The sequence below is a fragment of the Rhodopirellula sp. SH410 genome (assembly GCF_055811895.1).
Map to the genome: position 1 here is coordinate 1,517,363 of NZ_CM147949.1, position 15,026 is coordinate 1,532,388.

8 protein-coding genes are annotated in these 15,026 nt (G+C 57.8%); 4 read left to right on the plus strand and 4 right to left on the minus strand.

Features of this window, described 5'->3' with window-relative positions; genetic code table 11:
* Positions 1–153: 153 nt before the first annotated feature.
* Positions 154–1,083, minus strand: coding sequence for an exosortase/archaeosortase family protein (locus tag SH410x_RS05740; RefSeq protein WP_473675435.1), 930 nt, complete (start codon positions 1,081–1,083; stop codon positions 154–156).
* 936 nt (positions 1,084–2,019) lie between these two features.
* Between SH410x_RS05740 and SH410x_RS05745 the strand changes: the two genes are divergently transcribed.
* The 4 genes from SH410x_RS05745 (at position 2,020) to rfbA (ending at position 8,361) form a co-directional block, all read left to right on the plus strand.
* Positions 2,020–3,528, plus strand: coding sequence for a hypothetical protein (locus tag SH410x_RS05745; protein WP_473675437.1), 1,509 nt, complete (start codon positions 2,020–2,022; stop codon positions 3,526–3,528).
* Between the two features lie 534 nt (positions 3,529–4,062).
* Positions 4,063–5,697 (plus strand): sugar transferase, encoded by a 1,635-nt coding sequence (locus SH410x_RS05750; protein ID WP_473675439.1) that lies wholly within the window; start codon positions 4,063–4,065, stop codon positions 5,695–5,697.
* A gap of 324 nt (positions 5,698–6,021) precedes the next feature.
* Positions 6,022–7,134, plus strand: a complete 1,113-nt coding sequence (gene rfbB / locus SH410x_RS05755; RefSeq protein ID WP_473675441.1) for a dTDP-glucose 4,6-dehydratase — start codon at positions 6,022–6,024, stop codon at positions 7,132–7,134.
* Positions 7,135–7,443: 309 nt separating this feature from the next.
* Positions 7,444–8,361: a glucose-1-phosphate thymidylyltransferase RfbA gene (gene rfbA / locus SH410x_RS05760; RefSeq protein WP_473675443.1), complete on the plus strand. Its 918-nt coding sequence runs from the start codon at positions 7,444–7,446 to the stop codon at positions 8,359–8,361.
* Between the two features lie 91 nt (positions 8,362–8,452).
* On the opposite strand, the gene SH410x_RS05765 is transcribed toward rfbA, so the two are convergent.
* From SH410x_RS05765 to SH410x_RS05775, 3 genes are all read right to left on the minus strand, one after another.
* Positions 8,453–11,230 carry a sulfatase-like hydrolase/transferase gene (locus SH410x_RS05765; RefSeq protein ID WP_473675445.1) on the minus strand — a complete coding sequence of 926 codons (2,778 nt, stop codon included), beginning with the start codon at positions 11,228–11,230 and terminating at the stop codon, positions 8,453–8,455.
* A gap of 192 nt (positions 11,231–11,422) precedes the next feature.
* Positions 11,423–13,489, minus strand: coding sequence for an FAD-dependent oxidoreductase (locus tag SH410x_RS05770; RefSeq protein WP_473675447.1), 2,067 nt, complete (start codon positions 13,487–13,489; stop codon positions 11,423–11,425).
* Between the two features lie 439 nt (positions 13,490–13,928).
* The gene (locus tag SH410x_RS05775; RefSeq protein ID WP_473675449.1) at positions 13,929–14,756 is read right to left on the minus strand and encodes a glycerophosphodiester phosphodiesterase; all 828 of its coding nucleotides are present in this window, start codon (positions 14,754–14,756) and stop codon (positions 13,929–13,931) included.
* Positions 14,757–15,026: the final 270 nt, after the last annotated feature.

Below are 15,026 nucleotides of genomic sequence, written 5' to 3' on the forward strand. Positions count from 1 at the left end.
GAACTTCCAATCGAAGACTCGCTCTGTTCGGTATCGAGCTCAAATCCAATGGTAGCATTAACGGTCCGAATGTCAGTTCACAATCGCTGTGAACAATGGTTTTTATTGCCTGGTGGGTAACGAGATCATCGCTTCCGAGCGAACTGAAATCGGTCACGCCCCCGCGGCCTTCGCGTTCCATTTTCCTGTCGATTGGGTGTTTTTCAAGTGGTCCGTTGAGGCGGGCGGAAATAGCTTCGATAGGAATTTTAAGACGGCCCACAGAAGCCCGATCGCCAGAAACATCATTCCCAGCCCAGCGTAATCGTGGACCGTATCGGCCCAATCGGGGCGGTAGTAGGTTGCGATGGCGACGACAACGACGCGCCACGCATTGACGATCACCGCAATCGGGATGATGCAGAACATGAGAATGATTTTGTCGAGTCGAGATCGTTCGACAAACATGGCCAGCGCGGACACCAGGGCCGTGAATGCCACGAGCATTCGCAACCCCGAGCAAGCTTCGGCGACCCCGATCTCGGCCTCAGGCAAAACGATGACGTTCCCACGTGAAATCGCGGGCAGACCCATCGTTTGCAATGTGAATACGCTCACGGACGTCGCTACCGACTGAAGAGCTGACCGTAAGGGGGTCACGAAGCCGCCGGGCAAAGGGATCATCAAAATCAAAAAGAGGCAGGCAGGCGTCATTACCCATAACGCCCTCCATCCGCAAAGCAGCAAGATCAACCCTGCGACCAGTCCAATGATCGAGTAACCCTCGAGCGGCAACGCACGGACCAATATCCCGGCCATCCGAAGTAGGAACCCGCCGCAGATCAATGCGGCACCCACCGCAACAACTGTCGCTGAACGCTCTTGATTGAATCCGTCAATCAAGACATCGCGGTGGATGAACATGTATACAGCGGAAACGACTGGTACAAAGAAGCCATGCGAGTAGTCCGCATTGTTCCACCACATCTCCGCCAGCCGAACAATCACACCAGCATAGGAAAGGAGGAACGTCGCTAGGATTGCGAATGCAAAAAGTGCCGACGACGTAATCGAGATTCTTGGCTTGAGCCCGTGCTGTTGCATTGAATTGCCTTGACACCCCAAGAATGCGAATGTTTTCCGCTGGCTCATCTCGCGGGGTAAACGCGACTGAATAAACCGGTATCTGTCTCCGAGGTCCGGCTAGGTTAGGCTACCATAATCAAGGACGCAACCATTTTCGGGGGGGAGGCGGCGCCGCCTGAACCCTTTCGCTCTATCGCAGTGCGTTAAGGTCAGGCAATGGAAGGTACCTAGCCTTAAAGCAGATGTAAAAATTGGCGATTTTTGTGGTCTGTGTCGGACACGTGGCGACTCGCAGGTGGTCGGTCGTCAGTCAAAAGGCCCCTTCAGCGGGTTCCCATGGCAAGGGAGATTGAATGGCCGAAAACGGGCACTGGCACAGATCTGGTATCGCGTTTCGGCTGGTTTTTCCCCTCACCTGGGAACGCGGTTGAGCGCAGGCACCCCATCGCAAGTCAGTGCAAGCACACAGGCCGGTAACCCCCTGAGGGGGAACTTGTCCTGTGAATTGCCGTCGGTTATGTTGACGCACTTCGATCGCTGGCATCGGTTGCGAACAAGAGCTTTGGCTCCTACTCCTTCGTCACTGGCTGGCATCTTCGTCTCTCTCTGGTATGGCTAACTATTCTGTAGGCTCCGGTTTGATGATTTGGGAATAGGGTTCCTCGATCACCATCAGTAGGCGAGGGTTGATGACAGGACGTGAGAGCCCTGCGCGGATAAAACAGGGTGTTGTGAACAAATGGTTCAGTAATAGGCAGGAGGGCTTCACTATTGGCTGATTCCCAAGGGTTCTGGCGGGCATACTCTCCCAATTGGCTGGCGGAAGATCTGTACGATGGCGCTCAAGCGCCATTGGTGAATCGGCGCCGTGGCCGTTCTCGCTCAACGCGCACAGGCCAGCATCCAGAGTCGGAGGATCTGCCATCGGTCGTTCCATCGGATGCTGCCTCGAATGTGATCGAGTCTAGAGAACTCGGTGGCACCGAAACGTTGGTTGAGGCCGATGTACGCGCTGAGGCGTTGGCGGCAATTGAAGTTTTGCTTGCGGATGCTCAGCACGGCGGCATGGAATCGACTGAGCCTTTCAATCATGACGCGGCAGCAAAATTGCCGGTGCGTGACGAGTCGGTGCATGACAAGCCGGTGCGTGTCGAACCGGTGCGTGTCGAACCGGTGCGTGTCGAACCGGTGCGTGTCGAACCGGTGCGTGTCGAACCGGTGCGTGTCGAACCGGTGCGTGTCGAACCGGTGCGTGTCGAACCGGCATATGCCAAACCGGCACATGTCGAACCGGTGCATGTCGAACCGGTGCATGTCGAACCGGTGCATGTCGAACCAGTGCATGTCGAACCAGTGCATGACAAGCCGGTGTGTGACGAGCCGGCACATGTCGAACCGGCACATGCCAAACCGGTGCATGTCAAGCCGGTGCATGCCAAGCCGGTGGCTTTGAAAACCAAGTGCCAAGATCAAAGTCGACCACATGGGGCGCGTCAGTCGGATCGGCGCCAGTATCGGCCGCGAGCGACGGGCTGGATGAACACAGGCTCGGCGGGGAGAAGTACATCGAGGTCGTCGAGACGCACGTGGGTGTTGATCGGCGTGGGCTGCGCCGTGGTCGGCTCGCTTTTCTTGTTTTGGGGGCAGCCGTTGTCCGGTCTCCGGATGGGGAGCGAGGCGGACGCTTTGGTTGGCTACCCGCCTGGGATGGAGGCATTGCAGGGTGATCGCACCGAGTTGCTGGCTGCGCCGCAGGTCGAGATCGCTTCGATGATCGTCGAGAACGAGGTGCCGGCGAATTTCCTTTTTCGGCCAGTGATCGAGACCTCAGGCGGTAAAACGTCGGGCGGGTTGGTGTTCGCCGCTTATCAGCGTGACCCCGAGCACCCCCTGTTCCTTGGGAATTTGAGTCGACTCGGCCCCGCCGGTGGGCTGAATGAACAGATTGATGCTCTGGATTTGTTCACCTCATGGCGATCGATCAGGTTGTTTGATCCACTGACTCATCGAGCCAGAGGGGTTTGTACGAGTCGCCCGAAAATCATTCCGGGGGCGCGTCCGTTTCCTGAGAATTCACTGCATGGAGACGTGTTTGCTGTGGGCGATCTGCCGACCAAACGCCTCAATGCGCTGCCGCTGTCGGCGGAGAAGCCATCAATGGATGATCCGGTTTGGGTCATCCTGCCCGTTCAGGATGTGGGTTTACGTGTGGTGCCGTGCCGTGTCAGCGGCTTCGACCAGAACTGGATGAGTTTCGTTTTTGAGGATGCTGCATCGCAAGAATTGATGAGCGGCCTCCACGGGGCTGAAGTCACCGACGAGAAGAGTCAGCTTGATATCGGTGGTGCTCCGGTCGTGAACGCCGCCGGCGAAGTGGTGGGGGTCGCCGCTGTGATGGAGCGGGAGGGCGGTCATTGGATTGGCCAAGCTACCCTGGCGGTCTACTTCGGAGACTATCTTTGAGGGGCCAAAGAGTGTATCTAGCCCCTTTTATCTGAATTGCCTATTTGACGGTGGAGCCGACGAATCGTAACCCGTGCGTTGACCGCCCAGCTCATGATGCGTTGTGATTCACCACCAACTTGTCCCTGCCACATTTACCTACAACTATTCACTCATAACTTTACGAGCAACAACGCTAAGTGCGGTCAAGGGAGCACCACAGCCCCTAGTACCAGTGGCCTTCCGGGGTGTCGATTTTGGGCATTGATTGATCATCGTCATGACCTATGCTGAACCCGCAGCTGTAGCTGCAGGAGCTCATGTAACGGCGTCTCAGACCGGCCACTAGAAAACTACCTCTTAACTGTAATGCTTGCGCCAGAAATCATGAAATGATACCGATTGTTCCTCAGTAAGGATTGAGCGAGAAGAAGTATCCGTTCTTGAGCGGCAACCGATCACCTCCGCCTTCAGTTGGGAACGGACCCACAGCTTTGGCGCCGAAGACAAAAAGCCTCCTCTTGTCAAGAAATCTCGTCGAAGGATAGCGATCTAATGAGCACGACTACAGCTGAACAGTGGGGATATGCTGATCCATCAGTGGTCTCCCTCGAAAGACCCGACGATGTGTCGCTGCGAGTTTCCAGGAACGAGTTGCGACGAATCGGCACTGACGCCGCACTACGGATGGGGCGACTGCAGGCATGGTACGATGTTCGATCGTCTTTGCCGCTCGTGGTCGCGGACGTGGCGATGGCAGCATCCGCAGCGGCTCTGGCGGCTGCAGCGGGCCAGTGGGCGGGCGACGTTGTGCCCGCATGGTTCGTGCTCGGCGTGGTGGTGATGACGGTGCTGCTTCAGCATTCGCAGGCCTTGTACCCCGCCTGCGGTGTCCCGCACTCGATCGAATTTCGACGAATCCTTCAATCCAGTTTCTTAACGAGTGCCGGAACGGCGGTTGGATTGGTCTTTGCCGCTCGCGGATCCACGCTGCCCTGGGCCTGCTGGTTGGTGCTCTGTCCCGCATTAACGCTTTTACTCAGCGTCATTCGTCCGCTGGTGCGTCGAACGCTCGCGACGAGTACGTGGTGGACGCAGCCTGTGCTGGTGATCGGTAGCGGCGAACGCGCCGCTCGATTGTTTGATCGGCTGCAGCAAACTCGCAGCGAAGGACTGCGGCCTGTGGGGATCGTCTTCGACCCGCTGACTCACTGGGCCAGTTCGTCTAAGTCGTCACGTGCCGTTCGATCCAATTCGCACGCTCAGAACCAATGCCGAAATGAGGCGATGGCGATGGCGATCATCGGTCGTGCGGGTAACGATGAGCAGTTGCACATCGGCCCCATCTCTGAACTCGAGGAGATTCTTGCTGAAGCGAGGGCGTGTCGTGTGGTCGTCGCTGATGCCAATCGCCAGTCGTGGAATTCATTTCAGTGTTTTCATGGCATTCCGCATGTGACCGTGCCCGTTGAATGGGATCACTATCCGACTGAGTCTGTGCGAATCATCGAGGCCGATGGCCAGATCGAAATGCATTGCCGCACGAATCTGACCTGTCCCCACGCGTTGCTCGCGAAACGATGGATGGATCTGCTCTTGGTTGTGCTGGCCGCACCGATTTGGATGCCGCTCGTCGTGTTGATTGGGGTTGCGATAAAAATTTGCGATCCCGGCCCCATTTTCTATCGCCAATACCGCGTCGGACGTTATCGACAACCGTTCCGAGCGATCAAATTTCGTAGCATGGTTTGCGATGCCGACAAGAAATTAGCCGACTACCTCGCCGTGCATCCAGAATCGAAAGCGGAATGGGACGCCACCCATAAGCTTCGAAATGACCCCCGGATCACATGCATTGGCGAATTCTTGCGGAAGTCCAGTCTCGATGAACTCCCCCAGCTTTGGAACGTGCTCGTCGGTGAGATGAGTCTCGTCGGCCCGCGGCCGATCATCGACTGCAGCGATTACGATCGTGAGTACATCGAGCAACATCCCAAGGTGTTCGAGATGTACCAAATGGTGAGGCCGGGGATTACCGGATTGTGGCAGGTCAGCGGCCGCAACGGGACGTCTTATCAGCAACGCATCCACTTCGATCGCATCTACCTACACAACTGGACGATCGGCATGGACATCTTCATTCTCTGGCGAACGATCAAAACGGCCCTCTTCCGCGAAGGGGCTTGTTAGGAACCGTCGGGCCACGCATTGGTGCGGTAGCGGATCCGTTGGCGGTTTCAGCCGAAACGCGTTGGACGAAAGACGAGCGATCTGTATCGCGGACACATGTACGATTACCTGGATGAAGCAGTCGCCGCCACCGGATGGGTTGGCCATTATCTATTTGCCACGTTTAGCAGGATGCTCGCAACTTTCTTGCAACTCAACTCAATTGTTTCCCTCGTCTCGAGACGGGTAGCGGCTTCTTAAGAGAGTACCTCCTCCTCGCCACTTGGGTTTGATCGACCGTCGCTCGACCGCACGGCCGGGTGCCGAATCTTCGCAAAGCACAGTATGCCTCACCCCAAAAAACTTCTGATCACCGGCGGTGCCGGCTTTATTGGTAGCAACCTTGTCCGCTTGGCTTTGTCGCAGGGATACGATGTCCTCAATGTCGATTCGCTAACCTACGCAGGTAATCTCGCGTCACTTGCAGACGTCGCCAGTCACCCGAGATACCAGTTCTCGCATGTCGACATCACGGACGCAGAAGGGGTCAGCCGAACCATTCGAGACTACGCGCCTGACGCAGTCATGCACCTGGCGGCCGAGAGCCATGTCGATCGCAGCATCGACGGGCCCGGCCAATTCATCCAAACTAACGTCATTGGAACATTCAATCTGCTGCAGTCCAGCCTGCAGCACTACCGGGATTTGCCGCCCGAAAAAGCGGAGCATTTCCGATTCCTGCATGTCTCGACGGACGAAGTCTACGGAAGTTTGCGTGACAGCGGTCTATTCACTGAAACCTCTCCCTACGATCCTCATTCCCCTTATTCAGCCAGCAAGGCGTCCTCGGATCACCTCGCCCGGGCGTGGGCGGACACGTACGGCCTGCCCGTGCTGGTCACTAACTGTAGCAATAATTACGGGCCCTATCAGTTCCCAGAAAAGCTGATTCCGGTCGTGATCCTGAAGTGTCTTCGTGGCGAATCGATCCCGGTTTACGGCCAAGGCGAGAACGTCCGCGACTGGTTGTATGTTGACGACCACTGTCGGGCGCTCCTAGCGGTCATCGAAAAAGGCCGGCCGGGGGAAACCTACAATATCGGCGGCAATAATGAGCTTCGAAATATTGATCTTGTACATTTGCTGTGCCGAATCATGGACGAGCTCGAACCAATGTCTCTCGTCGCCCCGCCGTCGCGGCGAGACGCCGGGACCGAGGGGCCGTCGGGCTACTCGCAACTCATCACGTTCGTTACTGATCGCCCCGGCCACGATGCCCGTTACGCGATCGACGCCAGTAAAATCAGCGGCGAGCTAGGCTGGCAACCGCAGCAAGACAATCAATCCGGTTTCCGCAAAACCGTTCAGTGGTATCTCGAAAACCAAGCCTGGTGGCAAAGCATTCTGTCGGGCGATTACCAGCTCGATCGACTTGGCCAAGCTACCGGCAGCCAGTAACAAGCAATGCATTTCATTTGGTACGACTCCCCGGCTCCACCGTTGATTCGCCCGAGCGCCGCGTCGATGCATTCGGCCGCCATCGCGACGCACTCATCAACGCGATCCGCGGATCCTAGGCCAGTTTTGCTGATCCATGCCGCCGGTTGCACGGGCGAAATGAACGTCGATGCCAATAGCGGTTAGCAAGCTCCGAGCGTCGCGAGAATCCGCCAAGCTCGGGCACCACCTCGAACAACATCCCTTACTCTTCGGCCTCGCTGCTCCGCGTTTTCCCCCGCCCCGCAACTCGCATCCCGCAACTAAAACATGCCTCTCGCAACTAGCAACTCGCCGCTCGCAACTCCCCCGGCCTCGCCGAAGGGCATTATCCTGGCGGGCGGGTCCGGCAGCCGTTTGCATCCGATCACCCGGGCGGTGAGTAAGCAGCTCTTGCCGATCTACGACAAGCCGATGATCTACTATCCGCTTTCGACGCTGATGCTCGCGGGGATCCGCGAAGTCTTGTTGATCTCCACACCGCATGACTTGCCCGCCTTTGAGCGTTTGCTCGGCGATGGTTCGCAATGGGGGATGAAGCTCACTTATGCGGAACAGGCTCGGCCTGAAGGCCTTGCACAGGCCTTCATCATCGGGGCTGATTTTGTTCAAGGGGAGCGAGTTGCCCTCGTTCTCGGGGACAATATTTTCTATGGCCAAGGATTTCGGAAAATCCTCGCAAACGCATCAACGCGAGATTCGGGGGCAACCATATTCGGATACCGCGTATCGGATCCAGAGAGGTACGGTGTCGTTCAATTTGACGATCAGGGTAAAGCCGTTTCCATCGAGGAGAAACCGGCGCATCCGAAATCCAGCTACGCCGTCCCTGGACTGTACTTTTACGACAATGACGTGATCGAAATTGCCGCAAACTTAAAGCCGTCACCGCGTGGCGAGCTCGAGATCACTGACATCAATCGTCACTACATGGAGCGTGGTGAATTGACCGTCGAGGTGTTCTCTCGCGGCTTCGCTTGGTTGGACACGGGAACCAAGGATTCGCTGCTCGATGCATGCAACTTCGTCGCCGCCGTAGAGAAACGTCAGGGGCTGAAGATTGCGTGCCTGGAAGAAATAGCATTTGCACAAAAATTCATCACCGACGGGCAGCTGCGAACACTCGCAGCCGCCTACAAGAACGACTACGGCGACTATCTCTCGCAGCTAGCAACAGCGAGAGAATAGAGCGCCCGGCATTCAAGGTCGCGACCCTCACCAGAGCATGGGGGTCACGTTCTGGCGAACGTCGTTACGTCCGTTTTTCTTCACCCGACGCTTACTTTGGGTCGTGTGGAACGGGGGGCTGTGGCGCGGCAGCCATCAATGATTCGATCACCTGGGCCAGTTTGGCTGGATCACCCACGATTTTGACGTAGGCATGGTCGGCGTTTGGGTCTGGCCGCCACTTGGTCACGCCCTTGGCACCGATGATCACTTGGCCGCCGGCGATGGTCTCCCAGAAGCTGGGCTCGGCCCCACGCACCGCGAACAATGCCGCTGCTTGGTCGTAGCTTGGCTTTCCCCGATCGATCGACATTCTGCCCGCATGCGGTCTTAACTCATACGCTCGCCTGACGGGGTTGTTGGGTGGGGTCTGTTTTAGTCCCGCGCCGGTGATCAGAACGTTGCCGACTTCAAAACCGTGCCAGATGATTTCGCCCGGCCAGTGATCGGCAACGAATTGAGCGGCTTCTCTGTGCGTCGCGATGTTCGCTTCGAGGCGTTTGGAGGTCGGGAACTCGCCTCCCATCACAACGAGTTGCTGTACTTTCTGGCGCACTAACTCCGGTTCCTCGCGACAGAGATCGGCAAGATTTGATAGCGCGCCAACGCTACAGATGGTAACACTGTTGTCAGGCTGGGCCGCCAACGTCCGGCGGTAGACGTCCAACGCATCGGGGGCGCGATCGTCGGGGCCAATGTCGTTGGGAAACTCATCACGCAAGGCGGCAGCGTAGGGGCTGTTCCGCTGCAGCGCGGTTGGCCCTTGTTTGTCGGTGCCAATTGCAATGTTGGGTTGGCCATAGTAAGTGTTGATCGCATCGACCGCCGCGGCCGATGCATTGCTCAAGTCCTTCCGATTCGTGACAACGGCAAGCAGTTCGCATTCACCCCGGCCGGCGAGTGCATGTAGTAACGCCAGTGCTCCGGCATCGTCGCAGTCACCGGACATGTCCGTATCAAAAATCAGTTTGACTGGACGTGCGTTTTCCAAACGCTCAACGGCGACATAATACGCACCACCAATTTCGTTCCCGTTCTCGTCATCCAGCCAGGTCTGCATCGTCGTCCGCCCGGCGGGCAAGGACAGTTCAAAACGGATGTCGCGGGACTCCGCAGTCACTGGGGCACTCCGCTCGAGGTCGCCTACACGGAGCCGTGCCGAGGCGACGGCCCACGCCGGGCCGCTGCCGAGTATCCCGTCGCTCACGCGGGTCTCGCCGATGCCATCGGTGAGCCGCAGCCCTGAATCCTGCGGCCAGCGATTCAGGGTGAACGCGTAGTTGCCTGCAGCGGCGACCTCGATGTGCCAGAGTCCGTTTTTACGGTCGCCGCGGCGAACCTGTGACTGTTGGTCAATGAACACGTCGGCCCATTCGCAAGCGGTGAGTTGAACCGGATTCTCTGCGTCGTGCCCAACAACCGACGGTTCGAAGTCGTTCGCGTGGTCTTTCACGCCGTCCCACCATTGATCGAGATGCGATCGCATCTTCGCGACGACTTTGGGATGGTCGTCGATGATGTTGTGCTGCTGCAGTGGGTCTTCGTGCAGGTTGTAGAGTTCTCGGTCGTGGAGCAGTCGCCAGTGCTTCCACAATATTGCCGCCCCTTCGCGTCGCGGCACGGCTGGATTGTTCAGCGTTGTGCGCACGGTCTTGAAGGGCATCCGGCTGTAATTGATCGCTAGCATGCGGTCGTCCGGTACCTCGGCCTCGCCCCGCAACACACTCGCAAGGCTCATCCCGTCGAATTGGGTTGTGGCGGGGACATTGATTCCGAGCAATTCAGTGAGCGTCGGCAGCAGATCTTGAGCTTCGGTCAACCCGCCCACATCGCCGGCTGGACGCAATCCGCCGCTGGGCCAGCGGACAAAGCAGGGCACGCGGTGGCCGCCTTCCCACAGGGTTGTCTTGCCGCCCCGCATGCCCGCATTGTAGTATTTGGGCCCAAACGTGCTGCCGTTGTCGGTCATGAAAATCACCACCGTGTTGTCGCGTATCTCACGCTCGTCTAGGAATGTCTCCAGCCGTCCCATGTTCTCGTCAATGTTGGCGCACATGGCAAGAAAGCGGACCAGCTGCTCCTTTACCGCCGGTTTCAGTTCCGGCAGTCCATCGCTAGCCGCGTCCAACGCCGCTTCGACGGGGGCAATATACTCTTGGGGGACATAGTGCGGTTGGTGCGCCGTGGCAGTCGCCAGGTAGCAGAAAAACGGACGCTCGGCGTCGGCCTCAGCCTGCATCCATGCCATCGCTTCATCGAAGAGCACATCGGTCGTGTAACCCGTGTGCGATTGCCGGTTGCCGTTGTGGATGTAGGTGTCGTCGAAGTAGTCGTTGTCCCATGTATCGGGGACCGAGCCGATATGCGACGAGGGATACCACAGACTCTCCTGGAACCCACGGTCCTGTGGACGATAGGGATAGGTGTCCCCCAAATGCCACTTGCCGAAGAGGCCCGTGCTCCAGCCCGAACCCGCAAACAGATCTCCCATGGTGGGGAAACTCCGGCGCAGCAGAGTGCGACCGCTGCTAACGTTCATGGCCCCGTTACGCAGCGCGTCCACGCCGGTCATGAGTTGACCGCGTGTGGGGGTGCACATCGGTGCGACGTGAAAGTCGGTGAACCGGACGCTTTCTGAAGACAGTTGGTCGAGGTTCGGTGTTTTCAGTATGGGATTTCCATGGCACGACATCTCACCGTAGCCCTGATCGTCAGTGATGATCACCAACACATTCGGTCGTGTGGAGGCGAGTTGTTCACTGTTGTCAGCGTGCAGTGCCGTGAGCGGTGTCAAAAACAACGCTGCGATCACTGTGAGAATGTATTTCATGACGGTCTTTGTTGTGAGTCCTTCGGCAAGATCTAGTTTTTTCCATCCGAGCCCGTGCGGCTCGCTGGACAACGCCATTCGAATGAGCCAAATGCGGTAAGGCATCGGGTACCCCATGGCACGCGGCCGCTTACATGTCTCATGCGGTCAGCGGAAACACCATGTGCATTCACCAGGCAGGCGATGTTTATCCTACGGCTTTGTTGGCAGCAACTGTAGTGCGTCGACGATCACAAAGCCAACCGTTTCGCTGTCGTTGATGGAGATGATCGTATCGACGTCGCCTTCCAACTCCACGTTGCCAATCAGCGAGAAAAGTTGATTTGGCGGTAGCGGTTGAGTTTGATCCACCGTGAATGTTTTTTCGTGAGCGCCGCTGGTGACAGTCACCGGAACGTTGGTGGCACGTGTTTCGTGCGCCGAATAGGCCATCCCTAATTGATATTGGCCCGACTCTGGCGCCTGAACGCGAAACGTCGCTGTGGATGTGCCGTCGCCTGGCTCGTCAGAGTCTCGTTCACCGCTGAAGATGTATCCGCTACCAATGAATGGCTTGAAACTGTTGGAATGGGACCATTTTCCGGTGAGTGTTGCCTGGGCGTCATCGAGCACCGTACCTGGTAGCGTCGTGGGCGAGATGGAGCCGTTCGCCAGCGGTAAATCAGAGACATTGGGTAACTCGAGCACCTGGTTTTGGGCCAGTAGTTTCGAGCGGAGTTGTGCGTAGGGCAGTTGCTGCACGGCGACGTTGTGGTCGGCGGCCAGTGCTGCGGCGACACCTGCACTTTGGCCGATGATCATCCAGGTTCCTTCGATCCGCAGCGACGAGATGCCGACGTGCGTGCATGATAGGGCGACGGGCACGAGCAGGTTGTCGCACTGCTCGGGTTTGGGCAGGATCGAGCGATACGGGACGTGGTAAGCGTAGCCCTGTTTGGGATTCACTCGCCTGACCGGAAAGATCGTCCCCTCGTTTATCACGCCTCCGTCCTTCAGCGCGACGCGTTGGCAGTCGTGCGAGTCGATCGGAAACGAGGACACAGCGATCGGGTCGTCCTTCTCCGGTTCGTCAAGGATGTCCTTCTCAGAGATGACATGGATGCCCTTCATCCGCCGCGACTCGCGGACGTAGAGGGCAGGCGAAAAATGGTCGTAGCTTGAAAACTCGTCCTTGCACAGTCCGAGTCCGGCGTAGGTGTTGCGGATGTCAGCGGGCACGGCCGGATCTGTCGTGAGGAAGTGGATGAACTCCAGTGTGTATTGCTTGTGTGCTTCCCAGATCTTTTTCCGTCCCGCCTCATCGGATGCATGCCAATCGTTGGCTCCGCCGACCAGCCCCAGTGAAAACTGGCCGCCGATCGAATTGTTGCCATCGAGTTTGTCGCCGGGCAGCGGATAGAGGTCGAATCCGACGCGTATGCCCGCGCCCAGGGCGCGCCGCATGATCTCAAATCGGGCGGGGGCGTAGTGATCGGGCTGCGGCATCGGCACGCGGTTATCCGGGTCGGCAGTCAGGCACAGGCGGAAGCTGTAGGTCATCACGTTGTTGTCGCCCGCCTGGTCCGGTCCGGCGTCGTCGGTCGTGACGAGCGGCAGCAGGTTGCCCTGGTCGTCGAAACCGCTGATGTTCATCTTCCGTTTCGGATACTGCTTGCCCGCCCGCGACTCATCGTACTCTGCGCGGCTTTCGCGACCGATCGTCCAGTCGACACCTGCGGCCGCCATCAGGTCGCCCTCATAGGTGCCGTCCACAAAGACCCTGGCGGTAAACGTGCCGTTCTTGGTCACCAGCGATGTGATTCGCGGGCCGTCCTTGGTCACCGATTCGAGATAGCGCTGTGTCAGCACTGTGACCCCGGCCTCATCGAGCATTTGCCTCGTCACACGCATGGCAACGTGCGGCTCGAAAGTCCATCGCGACTGGTCTTTCGTCGCTGGGTCGTAGGGCGCCGGAAGACCGCGGTCGGTGTAGTCCATCACCACCCGCTTGTGCCACTCATCAAACAGCCCCATGACCGTATCGCGTGCCATCTGATTGGAGTCGCAGTGGCTCAGTCCGCCGGTACTCATTGCACCCACGTGATCGGTGGGTTCTAGCAGGATGACCGAGGCGCCTTCGCGAGCGGCGGCGATCGCCGCGCAGAACCCACCGGGCGTCGAACCATAGACGACAACATCAGCCGTGTTCTCGGCCATCCCCCGCTGACTGAGGGTCGCCATCAAGGCGATGATAAGACCGAATCGGCAGATCAATGGCATCCTGAACATCCTGCTGGGGCGTGTTGTGTGAGCGGTGGGAACCCCTGGCGATCGCACGTGGGACGTTCGCCGTATCGGGATTTTGAGAGTCGCCTTGGAGATCAAGGCGGCTGAATGGGAAGCATGATTCTAACAGCCAGGCGTCCTGGCGTGTTGGCATCGGGACGTGCCTTTTGGCATCGGGACGTGCCTTGAGTGCTTCCGCGGTAGAATCGACGTCGCTCCAGGAGCAGCCGTTCCTGCCGATCGCTATCACGCGAGATAGCGTCTTCCCGTTCGGCCGCTGGGGGGCGTCCCTTTCCCGCGGCCAGCGTCACTCGATCGGGATCGAGTCGTCAGCCGGTTCTGTGGCGGGGCGCCGGCTAACTACAAAAGGTTTCGGCACCCGCCGACCCTCCATTTCGAACCCTCCATTTCGAACCTTCCGATTCAAGTGGCTCTATTGGGCAGAGTCACTCAACGCGGCGCGGATTTTAGCGGGTTGATTGGTCGTAATGGAATCAAATCCTAACTGTTGCAGCGTTTGGGCAACGGTGGGATCGTCGACAGTCCAAGCGTGCATTCCGCAGCCCATTTCGTGCACGGCGTGGACGAGGTCTGCGTTGATTGCTTCCATGTTATCGCTTGTCCCCAGGCCCGACGCTGACGTTTGACGCAGGGTGTCGACGATGGTCGACGCGGTGGGTGTGAGGGCTTGCGTTGCAGCGTTGCGGCGATACGAAGTCAACCAGTTTGTTTGGTACTGCCCCATTGTTTTGCGGGCTTCCTTGACGACGTCGGTGTTGAAACAAATCATCACGATCTGGTCTGGATCGAGGCTACTGGCGGCCAACTGTTTCTTCAGGACGGGCAAAATTTCAACGCCGCATTTAATCTCCACAAAGATCTTCTTTCCCGCGGGGATGGTCGCCAGCACCTCGTCAAGGGTTGGGATCTTCTGCCCGGCATATTCGGCGCCCTTCCAGGCGCCGAAGTCCAATTCGCGGAGTTGTTTCAAGGTGGCTTCGTTCACCGTATAGGAAGGTTGATTCGGTGCGGTGCGCTTGGTGGTTTTGTCGTGTAGGCAAACGATCTGATTGTCGGAGGAGAGATAGAAGTCACCCTCGATCACATCGGCGCCTTGTTCCCACGCCAGTTCAAAGGCGGCCAGGGTGTTCTCGGGAGCATCGTGTGACGCACCGCGGTGAGCCACAATGAGTGGCACGGTGGACGCAGCGTTTTTGGTAGTGTTCGTTGGCTCGGCTCCCCATACGACTGGATTGGACATTGTGAGTGAACATAGGAACGCTCCCCCTGCAACAAGAGCAACTCGACACCTTGTCATCCAAACCAATGAGTTCTTTCGCATCGCGGAATTTCCTTTGACGTTTGATCATGAAGCCAGCGGCTCGGTCACCGCTGGGATTTTGAGTGGGCGGTCGTGGATTGCGTTCAAGACCCACAAACAGAACGGGGCCGCAACAACATCCACTACTGTAAAATTTGTGACAACGCACAAGTGATTGTGTTAGTTGTATCGCCTCCGACCCTGTCGTCG

Bases quoted from the DNA above. Each gene is read 5' to 3' on its own strand.
- rfbA (WP_473675443.1), top strand. From the start codon at position 7,444: ATGCCTCTCGCAACTAGCAACTCGCCGCTCGCAACTCCCCCGGCCTCG.
- rfbB (WP_473675441.1), top strand. From the start codon at position 6,022: ATGCCTCACCCCAAAAAACTTCTGATCACCGGCGGTGCCGGCTTTATT.
- SH410x_RS05770 (WP_473675447.1), bottom strand. From the start codon at position 13,489: ATGCCATTGATCTGCCGATTCGGTCTTATCATCGCCTTGATGGCGACC.
- SH410x_RS05740 (WP_473675435.1), bottom strand. From the start codon at position 1,083: ATGCAACAGCACGGGCTCAAGCCAAGAATCTCGATTACGTCGTCGGCA.
- SH410x_RS05765 (WP_473675445.1), bottom strand. From the start codon at position 11,230: ATGAAATACATTCTCACAGTGATCGCAGCGTTGTTTTTGACACCGCTC.
- SH410x_RS05775 (WP_473675449.1), bottom strand. From the start codon at position 14,756: ATGTCCAATCCAGTCGTATGGGGAGCCGAGCCAACGAACACTACCAAA.
- SH410x_RS05750 (WP_473675439.1), top strand. From the start codon at position 4,063: ATGAGCACGACTACAGCTGAACAGTGGGGATATGCTGATCCATCAGTG.